The sequence below is a fragment of the Xanthobacter aminoxidans genome, assembly GCF_023571765.1.
In the GTDB taxonomy this organism is placed as follows: domain Bacteria; phylum Pseudomonadota; class Alphaproteobacteria; order Rhizobiales; family Xanthobacteraceae; genus Xanthobacter; species Xanthobacter aminoxidans.
Map to the genome: position 1 here is coordinate 80,764 of NZ_JAMJXC010000018.1, position 21,426 is coordinate 102,189.

Annotated in this window: 21 protein-coding genes and 1 pseudogene; 12 read left to right on the top strand and 10 right to left on the bottom strand. The window is 66.6% G+C overall.

Features of this window, described 5'->3' with window-relative positions; all coding sequences use genetic code 11:
• Positions 1 to 82: 82 nt before the first annotated feature.
• Positions 83 to 1,447: an MmgE/PrpD family protein gene (locus EJ105_RS22065; protein WP_250168027.1), complete on the top strand. Its 1,365-nt coding sequence runs from the start codon at positions 83 to 85 to the stop codon at positions 1,445 to 1,447.
• 40 nt (positions 1,448 to 1,487) lie between these two features.
• Here EJ105_RS22065 and EJ105_RS22070 read toward each other — a convergent pair whose 3' ends face one another.
• Genes EJ105_RS22070 through EJ105_RS22080 form a run of 3 tightly spaced genes read right to left on the bottom strand, consistent with a single transcriptional unit; the run spans position 1,488 to position 4,455 of the window.
• A complete protein-coding gene (locus tag EJ105_RS22070) occupies positions 1,488 to 2,912 on the bottom strand; it encodes an MmgE/PrpD family protein (protein ID WP_250168028.1) in 1,425 nt (474 codons plus the stop codon).
• Between the two features lie 11 nt (positions 2,913 to 2,923).
• Positions 2,924 to 3,586, bottom strand: coding sequence for a cysteine hydrolase family protein (locus tag EJ105_RS22075; RefSeq protein WP_250168029.1), 663 nt, complete (start codon positions 3,584 to 3,586; stop codon positions 2,924 to 2,926).
• Complete coding sequence (locus EJ105_RS22080) at positions 3,583 to 4,455, bottom strand: polysaccharide deacetylase family protein (protein WP_250168030.1); 873 nt, start codon at positions 4,453 to 4,455, stop codon at positions 3,583 to 3,585. Before EJ105_RS22080 ends, EJ105_RS22075 begins: the two co-directional genes overlap by 4 nt.
• Before the next feature lie 273 nt (positions 4,456 to 4,728).
• Between EJ105_RS22080 and EJ105_RS22085 the strand changes: the two genes are divergently transcribed.
• Positions 4,729 to 5,652: a LysR family transcriptional regulator gene (locus tag EJ105_RS22085; RefSeq protein WP_029557392.1), complete on the top strand. Its 924-nt coding sequence runs from the start codon at positions 4,729 to 4,731 to the stop codon at positions 5,650 to 5,652.
• A gap of 79 nt (positions 5,653 to 5,731) precedes the next feature.
• Here EJ105_RS22085 and EJ105_RS22090 read toward each other — a convergent pair whose 3' ends face one another.
• The 5 genes and pseudogenes from EJ105_RS22090 to EJ105_RS22110 all read right to left on the bottom strand — a co-directional run bounded on the left by EJ105_RS22090 (position 5,732) and on the right by EJ105_RS22110 (position 9,842).
• Positions 5,732 to 6,415 (bottom strand): DUF2848 domain-containing protein, encoded by a 684-nt coding sequence (locus tag EJ105_RS22090; RefSeq protein WP_029557391.1) that lies wholly within the window; start codon positions 6,413 to 6,415, stop codon positions 5,732 to 5,734.
• Positions 6,416 to 6,421: 6 nt separating this feature from the next.
• Complete coding sequence (locus EJ105_RS22095) at positions 6,422 to 7,657, bottom strand: MFS transporter (RefSeq protein ID WP_197022989.1); 1,236 nt, start codon at positions 7,655 to 7,657, stop codon at positions 6,422 to 6,424.
• A gap of 331 nt (positions 7,658 to 7,988) precedes the next feature.
• Positions 7,989 to 8,218: pseudogene (locus EJ105_RS22100) on the bottom strand (IS3 family transposase); the annotation flags it as partial.
• A 311-nt stretch (positions 8,219 to 8,529) separates the two neighbouring features.
• Positions 8,530 to 8,856, bottom strand: a complete 327-nt coding sequence (locus tag EJ105_RS22105) for an NIPSNAP family protein (RefSeq protein ID WP_029557389.1) — start codon at positions 8,854 to 8,856, stop codon at positions 8,530 to 8,532.
• Positions 8,853 to 9,842: a LysR substrate-binding domain-containing protein gene (locus EJ105_RS22110; protein ID WP_250168031.1), complete on the bottom strand. Its 990-nt coding sequence runs from the start codon at positions 9,840 to 9,842 to the stop codon at positions 8,853 to 8,855. The genes EJ105_RS22105 and EJ105_RS22110 overlap by 4 nt, the downstream gene beginning before the upstream one ends.
• Before the next feature lie 468 nt (positions 9,843 to 10,310).
• Here EJ105_RS22110 and EJ105_RS22115 point away from each other — a divergent pair, with 468 nt between their 5' ends.
• The 7 genes from EJ105_RS22115 to EJ105_RS22145 all read left to right on the top strand — a co-directional run bounded on the left by EJ105_RS22115 (position 10,311) and on the right by EJ105_RS22145 (position 16,880).
• On the top strand, positions 10,311 to 10,790 hold the full coding sequence (locus tag EJ105_RS22115; protein WP_250168032.1) for a cupin domain-containing protein: 480 nt from the start codon (positions 10,311 to 10,313) through the stop codon (positions 10,788 to 10,790).
• Positions 10,787 to 11,866, top strand: a complete 1,080-nt coding sequence (locus EJ105_RS22120; protein ID WP_250168033.1) for a fumarylacetoacetate hydrolase family protein — start codon at positions 10,787 to 10,789, stop codon at positions 11,864 to 11,866. Before EJ105_RS22115 ends, EJ105_RS22120 begins: the two co-directional genes overlap by 4 nt.
• Positions 11,867 to 11,886: 20 nt before the next feature.
• Positions 11,887 to 12,312 (top strand): RidA family protein, encoded by a 426-nt coding sequence (locus EJ105_RS22125; protein WP_250168034.1) that lies wholly within the window; start codon positions 11,887 to 11,889, stop codon positions 12,310 to 12,312.
• Positions 12,313 to 12,353: 41 nt separating this feature from the next.
• Complete coding sequence (locus EJ105_RS22130; RefSeq protein WP_250168035.1) at positions 12,354 to 13,907, top strand: sugar ABC transporter ATP-binding protein; 1,554 nt, start codon at positions 12,354 to 12,356, stop codon at positions 13,905 to 13,907.
• 67 nt (positions 13,908 to 13,974) lie between these two features.
• The gene (locus EJ105_RS22135; protein WP_250168036.1) at positions 13,975 to 14,946 is read left to right on the top strand and encodes an ABC transporter permease; all 972 of its coding nucleotides are present in this window, start codon (positions 13,975 to 13,977) and stop codon (positions 14,944 to 14,946) included.
• Positions 14,947 to 14,988: 42 nt separating this feature from the next.
• On the top strand, positions 14,989 to 15,957 hold the full coding sequence (locus EJ105_RS22140; RefSeq protein WP_250168037.1) for a sugar ABC transporter substrate-binding protein: 969 nt from the start codon (positions 14,989 to 14,991) through the stop codon (positions 15,955 to 15,957).
• A gap of 146 nt (positions 15,958 to 16,103) precedes the next feature.
• Positions 16,104 to 16,880 (top strand): cupin domain-containing protein, encoded by a 777-nt coding sequence (locus tag EJ105_RS22145; protein ID WP_250168038.1) that lies wholly within the window; start codon positions 16,104 to 16,106, stop codon positions 16,878 to 16,880.
• Between the two features lie 277 nt (positions 16,881 to 17,157).
• On the opposite strand, the gene EJ105_RS22150 is transcribed toward EJ105_RS22145, so the two are convergent.
• Together EJ105_RS22150 and EJ105_RS22155 are read right to left on the bottom strand one after the other, a co-directional pair.
• Positions 17,158 to 17,496, bottom strand: coding sequence for a hypothetical protein (locus tag EJ105_RS22150; protein ID WP_250168039.1), 339 nt, complete (start codon positions 17,494 to 17,496; stop codon positions 17,158 to 17,160).
• Between the two features lie 97 nt (positions 17,497 to 17,593).
• On the bottom strand, positions 17,594 to 17,791 hold the full coding sequence (locus tag EJ105_RS22155; RefSeq protein ID WP_250168040.1) for a TetR family transcriptional regulator: 198 nt from the start codon (positions 17,789 to 17,791) through the stop codon (positions 17,594 to 17,596).
• A gap of 72 nt (positions 17,792 to 17,863) precedes the next feature.
• On the opposite strand from EJ105_RS22155, the gene EJ105_RS22160 reads away from it, so the two are divergent.
• The 3 genes from EJ105_RS22160 to EJ105_RS22170 all read left to right on the top strand — a co-directional run bounded on the left by EJ105_RS22160 (position 17,864) and on the right by EJ105_RS22170 (position 21,393).
• On the top strand, positions 17,864 to 18,745 hold the full coding sequence (locus EJ105_RS22160) for an oxidoreductase (RefSeq protein WP_250168041.1): 882 nt from the start codon (positions 17,864 to 17,866) through the stop codon (positions 18,743 to 18,745).
• A gap of 276 nt (positions 18,746 to 19,021) precedes the next feature.
• Positions 19,022 to 20,530, top strand: a complete 1,509-nt coding sequence (locus tag EJ105_RS22165) for an amidase family protein (RefSeq protein ID WP_250168042.1) — start codon at positions 19,022 to 19,024, stop codon at positions 20,528 to 20,530.
• Positions 20,531 to 20,589: 59 nt separating this feature from the next.
• Entirely contained in the window at positions 20,590 to 21,393 is an 804-nt protein-coding gene (locus EJ105_RS22170) for an alpha/beta fold hydrolase (RefSeq protein WP_250168058.1), read from the top strand.
• Positions 21,394 to 21,426 lie beyond the last annotated feature (33 nt).

Sequence of the window (21,426 nt, forward strand, 5' to 3'; positions counted from 1 at the left end):
CCGATATAAGCGGCAGGCATAAGCGGCGGACGGGCGCTTCATGTATCGCTGGCCGGGCGGCCGCAGCCCGCGGGGAAAAATCATGGACGCGATACGACACTTCTCAAACCACGTCTTGGATGTCCGCCTCAAGGACCTGCCTGACATCGTCGTCACGAGTGCCAAAACGTTCGTGCTCGACAGCATCGGCGTCGGCATCGCCGGGAGCACCGGCCAGTGGGCGCCGGAACTGGCGGCGTGCGCCCCCGCCTGGGGAACCGGCGAGGACGCCCGCGTCTTCGGGCGCGCCGGCCGCTACCCGGACGCGCTGGCGGCTCTCATGAACGCCTACCAGATCCACAATTGCGAGTTCGACTGCCTGCACGAAAAAGCGGTGGTCCATGCCATGACGGCCGTGCTGCCGGCGGCGCTCGCAACGGCCGAGCGCTTGGGCGGGGTGGCGGGTCCGCAATTGCTGGAGGCCGTGATCGCCGGCGTCGATATCGCCTGCGCCATCGGCCTCGGCGGGACGCGCCCTATGAAGTTCTTCCGCCCGGGTGTCGCAGGCGGCTTCGGCGCCACGGCGGCTGCCGGCAAGCTCCTCGGCTTTGATGCCGCGACGCTGCAGAACGCTTTCGGGACCACCTTTGCCCAGTCGTGCGGGTCCATGCAGGCGCATGAGGAAGGCACCATGCTTCTGGCCCTGCAGGTCGGCTTCAATACGAGGAATGCGTTGCACGCCTGCGCGCTGGCGGCCAAGGGTCTGCGGGCGCCCCAAGAGGTGCTGGAAGGTCGCTTCGGCTATTACGCTTTGTTCGAGGACGGCAGCGACCTCGGCCCCGTAGTGGAGAGCTTCGGCAAGGTCTGGCGCATCGCCGAACTGGCGCAGAAGCCCTTCCCCAGCGGCCGCGCCACCCACGGCGCCCTCGAAGCCATCGCCGGCCTCATGGCGCGCCATGCCTTCGGCGCCGATGACGTCGAAACCGTGCTCATCCGCCTGACGCCGGTGGCGCGCACACTCGTCGGCCGGCCGCCACGGGACGACATGGCGGCCAATTACGCCCGTCTGTGCATGGCCTATTGCGCCGCGCGGATGCTGGGCGGCGGCCGTCTCGACATGGAGGACTTCACCGCGCAGGCGCTGGCGGACGGAAAGAGCCGACATTTGGCGTCGCGCGTTCAGGTCGAGGCGCTCGATACCGCCAGCACTGACGCCTTTGCGCCGGCCGAGGTGGAAATCGCGCTGAAGGATGGTCGCACGCTATCGCAGACGGTCGCGCACATCCTCGGCCACCCGCTGAACCCGCTGCCTCGCGAGGCGCACCTGGAGAAGTTCCGGCGCAATTGCCGCTTGAGTGCGACGCCGCTTTCGTCCGTTGCGGCGGAGCAGATGATCGCGGCGGTGGATGAGCTTGAAAGGGTTCCCGACGTCGGGATTCTCATGGACCTCGCGGCCGCGTCCTCCTGAAAGCCCGGGGGCGGTCGCCAAGGCGCCGCCCCCGCCGTCGTCAGACGGTCCGCGCTTCTTCACGCGAGGCACCGGCTTCCCGTGCGATATCCAGCAGGATGCTCACGTCGGGCAGGTCCTCCAGGTGCCATACGGCATTGAGCAGGCGGCGTCCGGCGCCGTCCGGGAGAACACCATCGGTGCAGTCCCGGAACTTGTCCTCCAGCTCGCCATCGCTAAGCGGATAGGCAGGCCCGCCGCGATAGCGATCGTCCGACATGCGGGAAATCAACGCGCCAGATTTCGTCACGACCTCGATCCGCGAGAGGATGCGATCGTGGCCCATGGCGTCGATCTCGGGATCGAACTGTGCGCGCACGCGCCGCTGCATGGCCTGCACCTCGGGCGAGCGCACGAAGGCATCGGTGAACTCCGCCTTTCCAGCCGTGCCCCGCAGGATGATGGCCGACAGCAGGAAGGCCATGGAAAATTTGCCTTCCAGCTCCGAGGTCGCGATCTCGTAGCGGATCGGATGGAGGATGTTGTTGGCGGCGAACAGCGTCACGCTTTCGATGTCGTCGGGCGTGAGGCCGTGCTCGGCCATCAGCGCTTTCATGGCGTCCATGGAGGGATGGGTGAGCACGCCACTGGGGTAAGGCTTGATGCTGATGCCCGGCGTGACCATCGAGAAGGGCTTGCCGAAGCGTCCCATCACCAGTTTCGGCTCCCCGCCTCGGCCGGCCACCGCGAGGTAGCCCCACTTCGTATCGAGCGCCTCCGTGTTGAACGCAAAGCCCTCGCGCACGAGCAGCGCTGCTGTGACGCCGTTTTCGGCGGAGCGGCCCACGTGCATCGGCTTGCCCATCGTGCCGAAATTTGCCCGGATGCCCGCCGCCATGGACGCAGCGCCACCGATCGCCTGGGCCGTCGCTACCGCATCAAACTTCAGGAGCTTCGAGGCCGCCACCGCCGAGCCGAACGTGCCGATGGTGCCGCTTGTGTGGAAGCCGAGGTTGTAGTGGTCCGGGTTGATCGCCTCGGCCACCTTGCACTCCACCTCCACGCCACCGGCGAAGGCGGTGACGAAGTCACGCCCACTGACCGGCCCGGCGATTTCCGAAACGGCCAGAGCGGCCGCGAGCGGCGGCACGGTGGGATGGGTCAGAAGGCCATAGGGGCGGCCGGGACCTTCGGCGAGCTGCGTGTCATCCCAGTCCATGGCATGGCCGGCGAGGCCATTCCAGAACGCAGCCTGAGGCGCCGAAAGGCGCAGGTCCGCCCCGACGACGCGCGCCGCCGGGGGACCGGCGTGACGTTTCAGGTAGCGGCGGGCCACATGCAGCGTCTCATGGGTGGTGCCGGCCAGCATCACGCCGAGGCCATCGACGATGCAGCGCCGGGCGATCCGCACGACGTCCGGCGGCAGGTCCGCATAAGAGAGGTCGGCGGCGAAGGCCGATGCGTCCGCGGTGAGGGTTTCCTTCATGGCATTTCCTTTCAACGGCCGGACGAGTCGTCCCATGACCGTGCGAGATCGGTGGCTGTGGCCACGATTCCAAAACGGGCCTCGACGTTGCGCAGCGTGGCGTGGTGGAGGTCCATGTCCCAGGAGGCGCAGGCATCGCCAACGGCGCTCACGTAGTAGCCGTACTCGAACGCATCCCTGAGGGTGCTTTCCACGCACACGTTGGTGGACACGCCGCACACCGCCACCGAGGCGATGCCGCGCCCGCGCAACACCATGTCGAGATCGGTGCCCTTGAACGCGCTGTAGCGATGCTTGTGGATCACCACCTCGCCGGCGGCGGGCGACAGCTCCGGCACGAAATCCGCCCCCCAGGTTTCCGCGATGGCGATCCGGTCCGAAGCGTAAGTGGACCTTCGGCGCTGGGCGAGCCACGGCCCGGAGTCCGAGAGATGGCCGGGCAGCGTCCAGAAGCCCACATGGCAGACGAGAACGCCCGCCCTGCGCGCCGCCGCACGCAGCTCCGCAATCACCGGAACGATGGCCTGCGCCGCTCCGAGCGGCCGACCGGCGGCACTTGCCGCGAATCCGTCCACGCAGAAATCCTTCTGCATGTCGATGATGACGAGCGCCGTGTGGGGCGGTGCGAAGCGCTCGGTAAAGGATGCAAGGATGAGAGGCTCAGCTGCCGTCATGAGCGCACCTGTGTCGAGAACCAGTCGGCGATTGCGGATCCCGACATGAAGCAGACGTCCGGATTCCCCGCGAGCAGATCGACGATCCGCTCCAGGTAGACGAAGCGATGGGGCACGCCGATGAGGTGAGGATGCAGTCCGATGCCGAGCACCCGCGGCGCATGGCGGCCTGCCTCACGTGCGAGGCATTCGAGCGTCAGGCTGACGCGCGAGAACATCTCCTCGGAGCGGTGCCGCTCCACCGCGTAGATCACGCTGTCGTTGAGCTCCAGCGTGTAGGGCATGGCGATGAGTTCACCGGCCCGCGTCGCCATAAGGGATGGCAGGTCGTCCACCCCCCAGTCGCAGACATAATCGAGGCCCATCTCCGCAAGGATGTCAGGCGTTTCCGCACTCTCGCGCAGCCCCGGGCTGAGCCAGCCGCGCACCTTGCGGCCGCTTACTGCCTCAAGCCGGGCCAGCGACCCGCCCACCACGTCGCGCTCGTGCTCGACACTCTGGAGGCTGGCCTGGTGGATGCCGTGGCCGATGAGTTCCCAGCCGGCCTCGAGCACGGCCTCGACACAGGCCGGATATGCATCGGCGACACTGGCATTGAGGCTAGCGGAAGCGGCGATGCCGTGCGCCCGGAACAGGCGGAGGATGCGCGACATGCCGGCACGAAGGCCGTATTCGGCCCAGCAGAAGTTTGGCACATCCGGCAATTGCTCCACCCCGTGCGGAGGCGTGAGGATTTTGCGCGGCATGGCTTTGTCGAAGGGCCAGTATTCGATATTCACCACGAAATGAACGATGATCGGCCTGCCGTTCGGCGCCGTCAGGCGCGGACGTTGGTGGGCCATCACGTAAGGGATGCGCGGGTTCGCCATGAGACCCGCTTCGGTTCGATACATCAGATCTTCCTTCGGGGAGAAGCGCTGGTGGTGAACAGCAATTTGCGTTGGCCGACGCTTCGGCTGAGGTCGCGGGAACGCGCGTCACGGTCCTTGAAAAGGCGTATCGGCCGCGACCACAGCCCGATAGAAGGATTGGCATTCAACCAGTTATACGTTTTCTTGAAGGGTGCCCGGCGCAGGGCATGGCCTAAGCGGGACGCAGCAGCGCCCCGTCCCGAACGAGCGCCTTGGGGGAGACGGTGGGCAATGGAACTGCGGCAGCTGCGGTATTTCGTGACGCTTGCGGAGATCGGCAGCGTCTCCCGCGCCGCCGTGCTGCTGGGGGTTGCGCAACCGGCCATCAGCCGGCAAATTCGGTTGCTGGAGGATGAGTTCGGTGTCGCCCTGTTCTACCGCACCGGACGCGGCATGGAGCTGACCGAGGCGGGGCACTTACTTGCCGCCCGCGCCCCCACCATCCTCACCGATTTGCAGCAGCTGGAGAACGATGTGCGCGACCTGCGCGGCGTCGCCGACGGACAGGTGACGCTGGGCGTGCCGCCAACCGAGAGCTACTTCCTCGTCACCCCGCTGGTCCAGCGCCTGCGCCGCAGCCACCCGGGCATCTCTCTCAAGGTGCTTGAAGCCTTCAGCGGCCATGTGAACGAATGGCTCTCCGCCGGGCGCATCGACGTGGCGCTGTTCTACCGGGCGCCGCGCACCACGCATCTGGAAGCGGACGAGCTCGTCACGGAGCGGCTCTATTTCGTCGGGGCGCGCGGATCGCTCGGTGACGGACCCGCGCTCGGGCTGGCGGACGTGGTGGATCGCGACTTCATCCTGCCGAGCCGCGCCCACGGCCTGCGCCTGCTGGTGGACGGGGTCGCGCAGGCCAAGGGCCTGACGCTGACAGTGCCGCTGGAGATCGATGCCCTCCTCACCCTGAAGGGACTGACGGAGGCAGGGGTCGGCATCACGATCCTTCCCCATCACGCCGTCGCGCGGGATGTCGAGGAGGGCAAGCTCGATGCGCGGCCGGTGGCCGATGTGGAACTGTCGCGCACGCTTCTCTTGGCGACCTCCACCCAGCACCCCCTCTCGCTCTCCTCCCGGGTCGTAGTGCGGGAAATCCAGGCGCTGGTGCGCGACCTTGTATCCAGCCGGCGCTGGGTCGGGGCCATGGTGGAGTGAAGGTCCCAAAACGATATCGGCCGACCTCGCGAAGAGGTCGGCCGATACAAGGTGAGCACCGAAGCCGGTGCGCCCGCACCTAGAAGGGGACGTTTTCGAGCATCTCCGTCCAATAGGCGTGGCTGAGCCGGCGATCGAGAACGGGATCGACGAGCTCCACCTCGAAGCGCGCGGAAGACCTTATGCCCCCGAGCGCCGGCGGCGTGCCGCACATGAACAGTCCATTCTGCGGCAGCGGCGCGACCGCCTCGGCCAGCCTGGCCAGAAGAATGTGCGGATGGAGCATCTCCGCGAGGCTGTCCTCCTGATAGACGACGCGCCGGCCGCCCTCCTCGATGAAGCTGCGCACCACCAGACGGTCCCAATGGTCCGCGACCTCTTCCAGCGGCCACAGCCCCGCGCCGATGGGCTTCTGGCAGAGCTGCTTGGACAACGGGATGTCGATGGTTTCCGCGCTGCGGTCCGTATGGTCCGAGCCGACGCCGAGCCAGATACCATCGGGCAGGGCCAGGAGCACCGGCTCCACCTCGCCGGAGGTATGCGGGCCAATCACCTGGATCGTGTCGGCCCGCGTCGCGAGATTGGCCGTCAGCTGGAAGAACACGGGTGCCCTGTTGGGGCGACGCACGCCGATGGCCTCCAATTCTTCCAAATGCCGTTTCACCGAATCCGGGGTGCCCGTCAGCCCGCCGAGCACCAGCGCACGCGGCGTCACGCGCACGTCTTCCTCGCCCGTCCGGCGGGTCTTCCTGAAGTCGAGCATGACCGGTCAGTCCTTCAGGGGACGGCTGGCGGTTTCCCGTGCCGCGAGCACCGAGACGATGGTGATGGCCAGCGTCGCCCAGATGTAGGCTTTCAGAGGCAGCGTGCCGGGGAACTCGCGGTAAAGCGTCGTGAAGACGAGGGGAGCCAGGCCGCCGCCTACCGCACCGGCCAGCGTGTAGGCGAGCGAGCAGCCGGTATAACGCACGCGGGTGACAAACTGCTCCGCCACGAAGGACGCCTGCGGGCCGTACATGGCCGAGTGGATCACCAGCGCGACGGAGATCGCGATGATGATGAGGAGCGGATCGCGGGTCTCGAACAGCACGAACAGAACGTTGATCCACAGCGCCGACGCGATGGCCCCCGCCACATAGACCGGCCGCCGGCCGATGCGGTCGGACAGCGCCGAGAAGGCGAGACAGCCAAAGCCGTTGGCGGCGACGCCGATCATCACCGCGCTGATCGCCACCGTGCGGTTCACGCCCAGCGACTGGGTCAGGTAGGTGAGGGAAAAGGCGATCATGAAGCCGAAGACCACGTCAGAACCGATGCGCGATCCCGCCGCCACCAGAAGGTTGCGCAAATGGCCGGTGAGCACCTCGGTGATGGGGGCCGCGGAGGTTTCACCGTCCTTCGACATCTGTTCGAACGCGCCGGTTTCTGGGACGCCGCGCCGGAGCCAGATGCCGAACGCGACCACGAAGAAGCTGAGCAGGAAGGGCACGCGCCAGCCCCAGTCCACAAAGCGTTCGTCGGAAACGAAAGCCGTGAACAGGGTCAACATGGCCGTTCCGGAGAAGATGCCGACCATGGCGCCGACCTGCGCCCAGGATGCCTGGAAGCCACGGTGGCGGATGCTCGCCTGCTCGGCGGTCAGCAGCACGGCGCCGGCCCATTCGCCGCCAAGTGCGACACCCTGAATGAAGCGCAGCGCGACCAGCAGCAGCGAGGCGCCGACGCCAAGCGTCGCATAGGTGGGCAGGAGGCCGATGGCAAAGGTGCAGGCCCCCATCAGCACCAAAGTGAGCATCAGCACGTCACGGCGGCCAAGCTTGTCGCCGAGTCGGCCGAAGATGAAGCCTCCGATGGGACGCGAGAGATAGCCGACCGCATATGTGGAGAAGGCGAGAATGGTCCCCGCGATGGGGTCGAACTGCGGGAAGAACAGCTGGTTGAAGATCAGCGCCGCCATGGTGTTATAGAGCGTGAACTCGAACCATTCGAGCGCCGTCCCGACCATGCTCGCGGCTGCGAGGCGAGAACTCCATTGCGATGGCCCTGCCGCCGCTGCACTTCTTCCTTTATCGACGTCCGATATCGTGGTCATGGATGCTCGTCCCCTGGATATTGCTCCCACCTCGGCTGACCGGATCGGCGCGATGCGCGGTGCTTTCGGGAGGCTCGGGCCGGGTCGGAGTCCGCTGGAAACGGCCTCTCTTTCGGCTCACGGGAACACTGTGATGCGATCGGTAGCCACGCAACGGCTTGCACAATCAACCAGATATAACCGAACGTTATCTGGGGGCGCTAGGCGCAGTATCCCTCGCCCTACTTGGGCCGCCCCGAGTCTCCTAGACGCCCTCGGCTTTGACTTTGTGCTGCCCTTCGAACTCGATGGGTGACAGCATCCCGTTGCGTGCTTGCGGGTGGGGTTGTAGAATATTTCGATGTAATCGAACACGTCCTGGCGTGCCTCGTCGCGCGTGCGGTAGGTCTTGCGGCGGATGCGTTCGCGCTTGAGCAAGTTGAAGAAGCTCTCGGCCACGGCGTTGTCGTGGCAGTTGCCACGAGGGCTCATCGATGGAGGCTTGGTTGAGGTACTACGACGAGGATCGGCCGCATCCCTCCGATCACGGTGCCGAACTCTGGCGCCCTCCAGCCCACCGCCGTGAGCAAGCCGGAGGCTCCAACGTCCGGCGCTCCCACGTGGTCTCAAATCAGGCGCCGATGACCTGCGAACGCTGACTGCCGCCGTCGCGGGCGACGGCTGGTTAATCCACGAAATTCACCATGGCGCCGAGATCGAGGGCGGTGCGGGTCATCAGCCGCGACACCGGGAACTCTGCAATCGGGTGGTGACAAGAGCGTTGGCGCAAGCCCGGCAAGTGCCCATCAGGCCGGTGCGAGGTCCAGGGCGGGCTTTAGCAGGGAATTGCGGATTCGCGCCACCAGCGGACCGTCGGCCTCGCTTCGCCGGCGGGCTTCGATCCAGCGCGGATCGGCCGCGAACGCCGTCCATTTTTCCTCGCGTTCCGTGAGGCTGAGCCACGCCAGCATGTAATGAAGGCTCTGGTCGTTCTCGCCAACCAGGGTAGTCCAGAAGCCAACCGGCCGGATTCCCGCCTCACGCCAGAGCGGCAGCGCATCGTCCTCGAACCTCCGCAGCACACGCGGCAGGCAACCGGGCATGCAATCGTAACACCTCAGCTCGTAGATCATGCCGGCTCCTCCTGCGAATAGCGCTCCGGCTCCGGTGCGCTCGGCATGCCGGGAAGGTCCACCAATCGACCCGCAAAGCAATCGCCGATGAGCTCGATTAGAGCCCGGACCGCAGGCAGCACGCCGTGGCTGGAGGCGAGGAGTGCGCTCACCTCGAACGTGCCGCCCGTCCAGCCGGGTAGGACGCGCACCAGATCGCCCCGCTGCACCGCGTCCTGGCCGCAAGACGCCGGTAGCAACGCCACGCCCATGCCCGCGCGAACCGACGACAGGACCGCGCCGAGGTCGCTGCTCACGAGGCGTGGTCCCAGGTCTAGGCCGCTATCCGCGATGCAGGCGCCCTCAAGGATAGTGTCCTGCCGCTCCCTCGCCGGGGTCAGCAACAATCGGCCCGGGGCCTCTGCGAAGACGAACAGCGGGCAGCCCGTCAAATCGGCGGGCCTCGTCACTCCTGCGTAGGTGGCGGCATGGCCGGCGCTTGCAAAGAGGTGGCGCGGTTCCGCCTTGAGGCGCCGTCGGACCATGCTGGAATCCTCCAGCGGCCCGTCGTGGGCGACGAGATAGACATCGGCGGTGCGCGCCCCCATTTCGTCCAGCCGCGACAGCATCCGCTGCTCGACGCACACCTGGGGAAAGCGCGCCAGGAAGCCGGGCAACACGGTGCCAAGGCAGAGCGCGGCAGCAACCGGCGAACAGGCGAGGCGCAATGTGCCGCTCGGCGGTCCGAGACGGCTTCTGACCGCGGATTCGGCCGCCTGCGCTTCGGCGAGCATGTTGCGCGCGTGGCGATAGAATTCGCGACCCAATTCGGTGACAAGGAACGTGCGCGAGGAGCGCTGTATCAATCGGACTCCCAGCCTCATCTCCAGCTCCGCGACCCTGCGGCTGAGTTTAGACTTTGGAAGATTGAGTGCCTTGCTTGCAGCAGTAATTCCTTTGCTGTCAACGACCTGGGCAAAATAGAAATAATCGTTGAAATTGATCATCCGTATTCCCCGCCGGTCGTTGACCGACCTTGATTGTGCGCGGGTCCGCCGGGAGGGCGGGGCGCGCCTCTGGTCGCAACAGACTGTCATAGGTACTCACATTATGCAAATTTATATCATTTTTTGCATCATAGCACTATATTATGCACTCGTTTCATAGGAGCAACGATGCGTTCCGATTTTGCCGGCTTTCGGTCGCCGCCGCCCGGTGCGAGGCTCAAATTCGGGTCGAGCGGCGGGACGCCGGACGGCCTTGAGCACAAGCCGGCCGGATCGCCCACACGCGGACCGCGCCTTCAGGGGACCACGAGGTCCTCTCCGGAGCACACGCCGATCAGCTTGCCGTGCGATTGGTCGGATCCGATCGGAACGTGCTCCAGACGATTGGAACGAGATATGTCGAGCCCACAACCCGACGGAAACATAGATCACGTCCGCTTTTTCCGGGCGCCGGACGACAACCGTACAGTGGCGATCTTCATCGGAGGCCGGTTCAATGCCTTCGACCGCTTCCCTCCGTTCATGGAGACGCCGGAGGAGATCCGCCACGTGCAGGAGGCCTACAAGGTGGCCGACCCCACACTGGAGCGCACCACCAAGGCGCACGTCACCGACAACGGCTGGCCCCTCCAGATCATCATGCTGGAGCGCCATCCCGGAGCCACCACCCTGCCCCACTACCACGTGCCCAACGAGGCGCTGCCACCGCTTCCGACACGCCATCAGATCCTGATCTGCCAGAGCGGCAGAGCGCGCGTGGGCATCTTCACCACCTCCGGCGCCGCGCTGGGGGATGTGTATCTGGAGCCTAACGATCTGCTGCTCATGGCCGAAGGGCACGAGGTGGAATTCCTGGAGCCCCGTACGCGGCTCATCGAGATCAAGCAGGGGCCGTTTCCCGGCACCGACGCCGACGACAAGGTCGATCTTCCGAGGGTAGCACGATGAAACTCGCGACTTTCAGCATCGAAACCGCGGTCGGGCCGGCCGAACGCTTCGGCACGGTCATCACCGATACCACGCCCGGCGGGGCGATCGGCGCCGCACGCGACGGCGCAGGATGGGTGGTGGACGTGAACGCCACCTTTGCCGCTCTGTCGCAAGCGGCCGGCAGGCCAAGCCCCTCGCTCAGGGCGGATGCGTTCCTGCCATCGGACCTGCGCGCCGCCACCCTACTCTACGGGCCCGCACTCGATCCGGTGCACGAGGTCGAAGCTTTCGTCGCCCGCCGATGGGGCGAGATCACCGCCGGAGAGCTGCGCGGACCGCGCGGTGAGACCCTCGCCCACCGGCTGGATCGGGTGAAGCTGCGCCCGCCCATCAAGGTGCCGGTGCTGCGCGACTTCGCGGCGTTCGAGGACCACCTGCTCGCCACCTTCGGCAAGATGGGGCTGAAGCTGCCGCCCGAATGGTACGAGCGGCCCTTCGCGTTCAAAGCCAACTCCACCTCGCTCGTCGGCCATGACGAAGACGTGCAGTGGCCGCGCTACACTGAGCGGTTCGACTTCGAGCTCGAGATCGCCGCCGTGGTGGGTCTCGCCGCGCGCAACGTCGATGCCGCCGAGGCCGGCGCGCACATCCTCGGCTTTACCTTGTTGAACGACTTCTCCGCCCGCGACACCCAGCGCGGCGAGATGGCCAACAATACCGGTCCCTTCAAGGGCAAGGACTTCGCTTGGGGCCTCGGCCCCTGGATCGTCACGCCCGACGAGTTGCCCGACGTCCTGCACACCGACATGCGGGTGCTCGTGAACGGCGAGGTCTGGGCGAAGTCCACGCCGGGCGACATGCAGTGGAGCTTCGAGGAGATGATCTCCTACACCTCTCAGGACGAGACCCTGAACGTGGGCGACGTTCTCGGATCGGGCACCGTCAACCATGGCTGCGGCTTCGAGCTGGAGAAGTGGCTGAAGGCCGGCGACGTGGTGGAGCTGGAGGCCGCGGGCCTCGGCGTGCTGCGCAACCGCATCCTGCCGCCCCGGCCGGAGAAGGTGAACTGGCGCACCGCCCGGGCGGCGGCCTGAAGCAGAGCGGGGAGGCTGCCATGCAGATCGATGCCGTCCATCCGCGGCCCGAGGCCGCCGACGAAATGCCCTACGCCCCGGCCGTGGAGGTCCGGGGCTGTGCCGGGCTGCTGTTCATCGCCGGTGCTACCGCCTCCCCGCTCTACCACCGCCATCCCCATGTGCCAGAGGAGCACGAGCTTCCGCACGACATCAAGGAGCAGACCCGCATGGCCCTCGCCAATATCAAGCTGGTACTCGACGCCCGGGGAATCTCCTGGGACAACGTGGTGAAGATCACAAAATACGTCACCGACATGCGCGACATGGACGGGATGTACCAGGTGCTGGGCGAGCATTTCGGAACCTGGCGTCCCGCCGGCACGCTGGTGGCGGTGAACAATCTGAGCGCCCCCGGCGCCCGGATCGAGCTCGACATGATCGCCGTTCTGCCGTCCGCTATGTGACGCCCGCGTGCCCGTCACAACAAGATTGCGAGGGACACCACATGACGCACATGCAGGCCGACGGGGAAACCCCGCCCCTCGTCTTGGTACGCGGTGTCGGCAAATCCTATCCGGGCGTGCGCGCCCTCCGTGGCGTCGATCTCGACCTGCGTCCCGGCGAGGTCCATGCGCTGGTGGGCGAGAACGGTGCCGGCAAGTCCACCCTAATCCGCATCCTGTCCGGAGCAACGCAACCGGACGAAGGGACCATCGCCCTTCGCGGCGCGCCCGTCACCTTCGCCTCGCCGCGTGCAGCGCGCGACAACGGCATCGTCACCATCTTCCAGGAGCTCGCCATCGTGCCCGGCATGACGGTGGCCGAGAACATCGTGCTGGGCAACGAGCCCGCCGGCGGTCCCGGGCGCCAGCTCTACGACCGACGCGCGGCCGAGGCACTCGCCCGTGAGACCCTCGCCGCCTTGGGCTGCGAGAATGAGATCGACCCCCGCGCGCGGGCCGGCACCCTCTCGACCGGACAGAAGCAGATCGTGGAGATCGCCCGCGCTCTCGCGCTCAAGGCCCCGGTCATCATCCTGGACGAACCCACCGCGTCACTCTCGGGCAAGGAGGCGGACGCGCTGCTCGCCATCCTGCGCCGCCTGCGGACGGACGGCACCAGCATCCTCTACGTCTCGCACCGCCTCAGCGAGGTTCTCGAACTGGCTGACCGCATTACCGTGCTGCGCGGTGGCGCGCATGTGGGCACCCGGCCGACGTCGGCCTTCGGCGACCCCATGGACCTCATCGAGATGATGGTAGGCCGCCCCCTCGACGAGCTGTTTCCGCCGCGCAACAACGAGATCGGCGCGCTGGTGCTAAAGGTGAGCGGGCTCACCCGCGCCGGCGTGTTTCAGGACATCGGCTTCGACGTGAAGGCCGGAGAGGTGCTCGGATTCGCCGGGCTCGTCGGGGCTGGCCGTACCGAGATCATGCGCGCCGTGTTCGGCGCAGACCGACGCGATGGCGGTGTGATCGAGAAGGACGGCCGGCGCCTCGACATCCGCAAGCCCGCCGATGCCATCCGCAACGGCATCGCCTACATCCCCGAGGACCGTAAGGACCAAGGCCTCGTCACCAGCCTGTCCGGGCACGAAAACCTGCTGATGGCCTCGCTCGCGGATTATTGCCGAGCGGGCGTCGTCTCCCGGGGCCGAGCGCGCCGGGCGGCCGAGGAGGTCGCCCGGCGGTTGCAATTCCGCGGCCAACTCGCGAAGCCCGCACGCACCAACTCCGGCGGCAACCAGCAGAAGATCGTCATCGGCAAGTGGATGCTGTCCCGAGCCGACGTCTTCATCTTCGACGAACCCACCCGCGGCATCGACGTGGGCGCCAAGGCGGAGATCTACCGCCAGATCCAGAGCCTCGCCGCGCAGGGCGCCGCCATCGTGGTGGTGTCTTCCGAGACCTCTGAGCTGGTGCACCTATGCCATCGCATCCTCGTCGTCTCGGCGGGGCGAATCGAAGACGAGCTCGTCTTCGAGGCCTTCGACGAGCAGCGCATCCTCGCGGCCGCCTTTCGTGGCCACACCCTCCCAACCGCGGCGCACGCCAAATAACTCGCGGCGCAATCAACAAGACCAGAGCGGAACCATGCACACATATCGCGAGACCATCGGAGGGCGCATGAGCACGGGATCCTGGCGGGAAAGCCTGGCCGGCCATCTGAGGGGGCGGGGAATGGAGCTTGCGCTGCCGATTGCGACGGTGGCCATGGTCGCTTTCTTCGCGGCATCGTCAGACGTCTTTTTCACCGGCCAGAACTTTCGCAACATCGGCATCGCAGCATCCGGGCTCGCCGCGGTGGCTTTTGGGCAGACCTTCGTCATCCTCACCGCCGGCCTCGATCTCTCGGTCGGCTCCATCGTCGCACTGGTGAGCGTGGTCTGCGCCTTCGTGATGCGCGAGTACGGGATCGCGCCGGGCATCGCCGCTGCCCTCGTTTGCGGCGCCGGCGTGGGCGTGCTCAACGGCTTCGTCATCACCCGCTTTCGCGTGTCGCCCTTCATCGCCACGCTGGCCATGCTCTCGGTAATGTCGGGGCTGGCGCTCAACCTTGCGGGCGGTGTACCCATCCCGGGCCTGCCGCCCGGCTTCGGCCTCATCGCCTATCAGTCGTTCCTCGGCATTCCCGTGCCGGTCATCATCGCCGCGGTGACGCTGCTGGTGGCCGAGCTCACGCTGCGCGCGACGAGGTTCGGCCGCCACCTGCGGGCGGTCGGCGGGAACGAGGAGGCGGCGCGGCTGTCAGGCATCCCGGTGGAGAAGATCCGCATCGCAGCCTACGCCTTCTGCGGCCTCACGGCGGCCATCGGCTCCATCATCCTCACCGCGCGCGTTTCCTCCGGTCAGCCCACCCTCGGCGCGACGCTGCCGCTGGAATCCATTGCCGCGGTGGTGCTGGGCGGGGTGTCTCTGGCGGGCGGGCGCGGCTCGGTGGTCAACGTGGCGGTGGGGGTGGCCTTCATCAGCATCCTCGCCAACGGGCTCAACCTGCTCAACATCTCATCTTACACGCAAATGATGATCATCGGCTTCGCGCTGATCGTCGCCGTGGCGCTCGACCAAGCCAATCTGCGCCGAGCGTCCGGGGGTTAACGCCACCTGTCGACTGCCATAAAATCAAGCCAGGGGTGACACATGAAACTTGACCTGCTGCTGAAAGCGCTCGCCTGCGCCGCCGTTCTGGGCGCCAGCGGAGCGGCCCTCGCCGCCGATCCCAAACCGCTGATCGGCCTGTCAAAACCCAATCTGAAGGGCCCCTATCCCACCGCCGAACTCTACGGCGTCCTCGACGAAGCGAAGAAGGAAGGCTTCACCGTCATCGTCCAGGATGCGGGCGGATACAACAATATCGACAAGCAGCTCGACCAGATCTCCAACCTCGCGATCAAGGGCGTCAAGGCCATCCTGATCGATCCCAATGACCCGGCCGCGATGACGGGCGTCGTCCAGCAGGCGCGGGCACAGGGCATCTTCTTGGTGGGCGCCGGGGTGAACGTCATCGCCCGCGGCGTGGAGCCGGACGCCGCGGTCTCCTCCAGCCACTGCAACATCGGCAAGGAATTGGCCGCGGGGGCTAAGAAGCTGCTTCCCGACGGCGGTAAGGTCGGCGTGCTCGCCGGTCCCGCCGGATCATTCTGGGCTACCGAGCGCCTGCGCTGCTTCAAAGAGGCCATCGCTGGATCGAACCTGCGCATCATCGCGGAGATCGCCAGTGAGCAAGATGCGGCCACCTCGCTGACGCGAGCGAGCGAGCTCCTCCAGCGCAATCCCGATCTCGATCTGCTCTACGGCGCGGACGACGTCTACGGCGTCGGCGCCGCGCGGGCGGCCCGCAGCGCCGGGCGCTGCGGCAAGACCAGGGTTATCTTCGCCGTGCTCGGCGACGAGGCCGAAGAGATGATGCGCGCCGGCTGCGCAGACTACGTGGTCGCCCAGCAGCCGGTGCTGATCGGGCGCACGGAGGTGCGTGTCGTGCGCGACCTGCTGAAGGGCATCCGGCCAGAGCCGAAGGTGATCAACGTCCCGCTTATTGCGGTGACGATGGAGAACCTCGACAAGGTGCAGAAGGAGAATCTCCAGCCACCGAAGGGGTGGAGGCCGTGAGGCCCATCCACGTTCAAGGGAGCCGGCCAGCGCCGACGGCTGACCGCAACAGTGAATCGGGCGCGCGAGAGGATCGATCCGTCTCCCGCGCCGTCGCGACCGGACCGAACGAGTCGCGGACGTAGCGAAACCTGGGGCCAGAGAGCATGAAGACCGCAACACCCGTGAAGGCGCGCAAAACCGCCATCGGCAAAAGCACCGCGAACGAGAGCACCGTCAACAAGGGCCCCACCAGCAAGAGCACCGCAAACAAGGCGTCGGACGCGAAGATGAAGCGTGCCGGCTCGCCGGTCGGGCGAGACGCCAAGTATGCAACAGCCACGCCGCCCGCACCTGCGGAGAGCACCGAGGGCGGCCTTGAGGCCGTGCGCATTGGTCGCCGCCTGCAGACGATGCGGCGGGCGCGGCGGATGACGCTCGCGGATCTCGCATCACTCGGCGACTGCTCGCCCAGCCTGCTTTCGCGCATCGAGAACGGGCGCCTGCTGCCCTCCCTCTCGGTACTGCACAAGCTGGTAGCAGGGCTCGGCACCTCCATGGCTTCCTTCCTCTCGGGGTCCGAGACGGAAGGCTGCACGGTGGTGCGCGCCGGCGATCGTAAGGAGGTGGCGCTCGACTACCTGGGCCTGCCACGCAGGGGCGTGCGCATCGAGCAGATTATCCCGCATTCCCCGGAACGCATGCTGCAAGGCAACCTCCTCACCGTCGCCGCCGGCCATGGCTCGGATGGGGAATATTTCCACGTGGGGGAGGAGGCCGGCTTCGTGCTCGACGGCTTCATCGAGCTGACCATCGAGAACCAGACCCATGTGCTGGGGAAGGGGGATTCCTTCTGCTTCCGCTCTGAAATCCCGCATTCCTTCATCAATCCGGGTCCGGACGACGCCGTGCTGTTATGGATCAACACGCCGCCCACTTTCTGATCGGTTCGAGGCCGCCAGCCGTGTCGAGACGTAGATCACGATGTCGAAGATCGCCCCCCCATTGCTGACGCCCCACGAGCCCCTTCGCGTACCACCGAAGGTGTGCCACGGAGTAGCCGGGCGGGAGCGTCAGCAATGGGTGGCGAGATCCTCTACGACCCCGAAGGCTTGTCCGGCTGGGCAGCGGATGCGCTCATGGCCGCCCGCTCGGTTCATCGCCGATGACGCACGACCAAATGTGGAGCCTTCTATTTCGCCATCGCCGCATCCCTCAATCTCACCGCCGCCTCCGATGCGCCAAGAGATACGCCGTCACCAGCAGGACGAGTTCATCTTCAACGCGCGCCCTGAACGCGGCTGACGCCTGTTCTTCGAGCAAGGGCTTGACCGGCCCGACCAACACACCGAGAGCGATCGTGGCCACCAGGGCGGGATCGTCAAAGCTCGCGTCGGGCGCGCTGGCCAACATGGCCGAGACCGCGGCAACTATTCGCGTGCGCATGTGGGCGGCAAGAGCGGCGCCGCCGCGCTTCTCTGCGACGGCGTACAGTGCCTTGGCTTCCTCTGGACGGCGCAGGTTCACGGACAGGAACGCATCGACGAACGCCGAAGCCATTTCGTGCAACCGCTTGCTCTTGTGTTCGAGGCTGGCGCGCTCGACGGCGGCGGCAATGCCCTCAAGGTGTCGTTCCAGGACAGCGGCGAGCAGCGCGTCACGGTTCGCGATAGAATTGATAGAGACTGCCGACGGACAGTCCCCCGCGCTCGGCGACCCGGGTGGTGGTGCAGCGGCTCAGTCCCTCCTGAATCAAAACCTGAATGGCCGCGAGGTGCAGCGTCTCGACGGTGATCGCGGAACGCGTCTGGACTGGAGATTTTCTGGACTTCAGCGTCGTCGCCAGATCTCCCATGGAATGCGAATTCAATAGGTGAAGGATGCTTCATATATTCGCCCTGGGCAACTTCGAACAAGCATCAGGTCGATGGCCGCAATGTTCACCCTCGGCAGTTGCGTCGTCAGGCGGCTCGGCTACGGCGTCATGCAGCTTGCCGGCCCCGGTGCGTTCGGTCCGCAGGCCGATCATGCCACCGCGCTGGCCGTGCTGCGCGAAGCGGTCGCCTTGGGGGTGAACCATATCGACACCAGCGACTTCTACGGCCCGCATGTCACCAACCGGCTGATCCGCAAGGCGCTGCATCCCTACCCGGACGATCTCGTCATCGCCACCAAGGTGGGTGCCCAGCGCGGACCGGACAGCTCATGGCGGCGTGCCGTCTCGCGCCAAGACCTCCTTCAGGCGGTGCACAACAATCTGCGCAACCTCGGCCTCAACGTCCTCGACGTGGTCAATCTGCGGGCCATGTTCGATGGGCATGGTCCGGCCGAAGGCTCCATAGACGGGCCACTCACCGCGCTCGCAGAGCTTCAGCGGCAAGGCCTGATACGCCACATCGGCCTCAGCAATGTCACGCCGGCGCAGATCGCCGAAGGACGCAAGATCTGCCAAGTCATTTGCGTGCAAAACCCCTACAATCTGGCCCACCGTGTCGATGACGCCGTGATCGACGATCTCGCCGGCAGCGGCACCGCCTATGTGCCGTGCTTCCCCTTGGGGGGTCTCCCCCTGCAGTCCTCCACCCTGTCCGACGTTGCACAGAGCCTCAGCGCCGCGCCCGTGCAGGTCGCGATCGCCTGGCTGCTTCACCGTGCGCCCAATATCCTGCTCATCCCCGGCACGTCGTCCGTCGTCCATCTGCGGCAGAATCTGGCGGCGGCCACCGTCGCCCTTCCCGAACAGGCGCTGGCTGCCCTGGCCCAAGCGTCGGCAAAGGCCAGCGAACGGGCGGATCAGCCTGCGGTGTAGGTTTCGGTTTCCGCAGCGTCGAGGTCGTCTTTATTTGCATCGTTCGCAGCACTCGCTCCGGCAGCGAACGATCCGCTGCATGGCGCACACAACCCGCATTGGCGAGGATGCATCGGCAGGCGCCAACGCTCGGTTCCGACCTGAGGCGTCATTCTCGACGCGTATCTCTGAAATATCCCCCGCCCAATACTATCTCCATGCGCCGCCGCCTAACCTTCAATCGGCCCAAACGCGCAGGAAGAGCAACACGTCCTGGCGGGCCGGGAGGCGACGTTGATGAGTAGTGTGGATCGCCGCGCCTTTCTGAAGCGGTCGGCGCAGGTCGCCGGCGCTGCAACGATCTTGGCATTGGAGGGCTCGGTGCCGGCGGCAGCGCGCAGCGGATTGACCGATCTCACCGCGACCGAGGCGGTCGCTGCCATGACGCAGGGCGACATCACGGCTGAAGCTTATGCGCGGACGCTCCTCGACCGTGCCGCTGCCCTTTCGCAGCTCAACGCCTTCCGCGTCCTCGACGGCGACCTCCTGCTTGAGGCGGCGCGGGATGCCGACCGCAAGCGTGCCTCCGGCGCAAGGCTCGGCGAGCTTCATGGGCTGCCCATCCCGGTCAAGGACAGTGTCAATACCCGCACCCTGCCGACATCTTACGGCACCGCCGCGCTCCGCGACTTCAGGCCGGCTGCCGACTCCGCCGTCGTGAAGGCGGTGCTAGCCCAAGGGGGCATCCTTATGGGCAAGACCAACCTTCACGAATTGTCTTTTGGCTGGACCAGCAACAACGGGACCTTCGGCGCCGTGCGCAATCCCTATGACCTCAGCCGCATTCCGGGCGGGAGCAGCGGCGGATCGGCTGCCGCGGTGGCTGCCCGCATCGCCCCGCTGGCCGTCGCCGAGGACACCTGGGCCTCCATCCGGCTTCCGGCGGCATGCTGCGGGCTGGCCGGGCTGAGGCCGACCTACGGCCGTTATCCGGATGAGGGCATCATGCCCCTGACGACCATGTTCGATCAGGTCGGGCCGATCGCCCGGACGGTCGCGGACCTCGCGCTGTTCGACGTCGCGGTGACGGGCGACGAGCGCCCGGTCGATCCGCTGCCGCTGAAGGGCGTTCGGATCGGTGTTCCGCGGGCCTTTTTCTGGGAGGGGCTGGATGCGGAGGTGGAGCGCCTCGCCACCGAGGCGCTGCGCAAGCTCATCGATGCCGGGGCTGTGGTGGTCGAGGCGCCTCTGCCCGAGATCGTCGCCCGCGCGCCCGACGTGGCCGCGACCATCATCTCCTTCGAGGCGCAGGCGAGCATCGCCGGCTTCCTCGCGCGCTCCCAGGCGGGCGTCTCATTCGACGGGATGTTCGCGTCGGTCAGCGACACTGTGAAGACCTTGTTCAAAGCCCTCGCCTTGCCGCCGAACCGGCCATCGCGGGAGCAGCACGAGACGGCGCTGGCCCTGCGTGCCGCCATGACCGCACAGATGACGGATTGGTTCGTGCGCACCGGCGTGGCGGCGCTCCTGTTCCCCGCCACCATGATCCCACCTCCCCCCATCGGCGAGGAGGATGAGGTGACCATCAACGGCGCGCGCGTGCCGCTCGCCGTCGCGGTGGCGCGGAATATGGCGCTCGGGAGTTGCGCGGGCTTTCCGAGCCTGATCCTGCCAGCGGGACTGACCAGTGGCGGATTGCCCGTCGGCCTCGAGCTTCTCGGCCCCGCCGGCAGCGACCGGACGCTGCTCGCCCTCGGCCTTGCCCTGGCGCCAGTGCTCGGCAGCGTGCCGCCGCCGAACCTCTAGGCGGCATGGGGGACAGGCATCGGGGAGCCACGCGGATGAATCGGAGAGATGCGTTGAAGATGATCGCCACAGCCGGCAGCACCGTCCTCGCCGGGACCGTTGCGCTCCCAGGAGCGAGCGGAGCAGAAGTCCACAAGCAGCCCGGCGGCCATACCTTCGTCCTGGTGCATGGTGCGTGGCACGGTGGCTGGTGTTGGCAACGGGTGTCGGAGCGTCTGCGGCAGGCGGGTCATTCGGTCTTCACCCCGACCCAGACGGGCCTTGGCGAGCGACGGCATCTCATGTCGCGTGATATCACCCTCGACACCTTCATCCTTGATGTTGCCAATCTGTTGGAAATGGAAGATCTGGGCGATGTCGTCCTGGTTGGCCATTCCTTCGGCGGCTGCGCGGTGAGCGGTGTCGCCGACCGCATGCCGGAGCGCGTTCGCCGCCTCGTCTATCTCGACGCGATGATCGTGGAGCCGGGGCGCAAGCCGTTCGACGCGCTGCCGCCCGAGGGTGTCGCCGCGCGTCTCAAGGCGGCGGAGGCATCGAGCGGCGGGCTGAGCTTGCCTGCGCCCGCCGCGGCCGCGTTCGGCGTCACCGACGCGGCAGACGCGGCATGGCTGGAGCGTTATCTGACCCCCCAGCCGCTCAGCGCCTACACCAGCCCACTCAACGTCAATGGGCCGATCGGAAACGGCCTTCCGGCGACCTACATCGGCTGCGTGGCGCCGGCCTATGCGGCGCTGAACAGCTCGCGCGAATGGGCGAAGAACCGCAAGGGGTTCGATTATGTCGAACTGGCCGCCTGTCACGACGCCATGGTGAGCGCGCCGGACGCGCTCACCGCGCGCCTCCTCGACATCGCGGCGCACTGAGCCCCGACGTCCAGCACGCAAGACATCGAAACA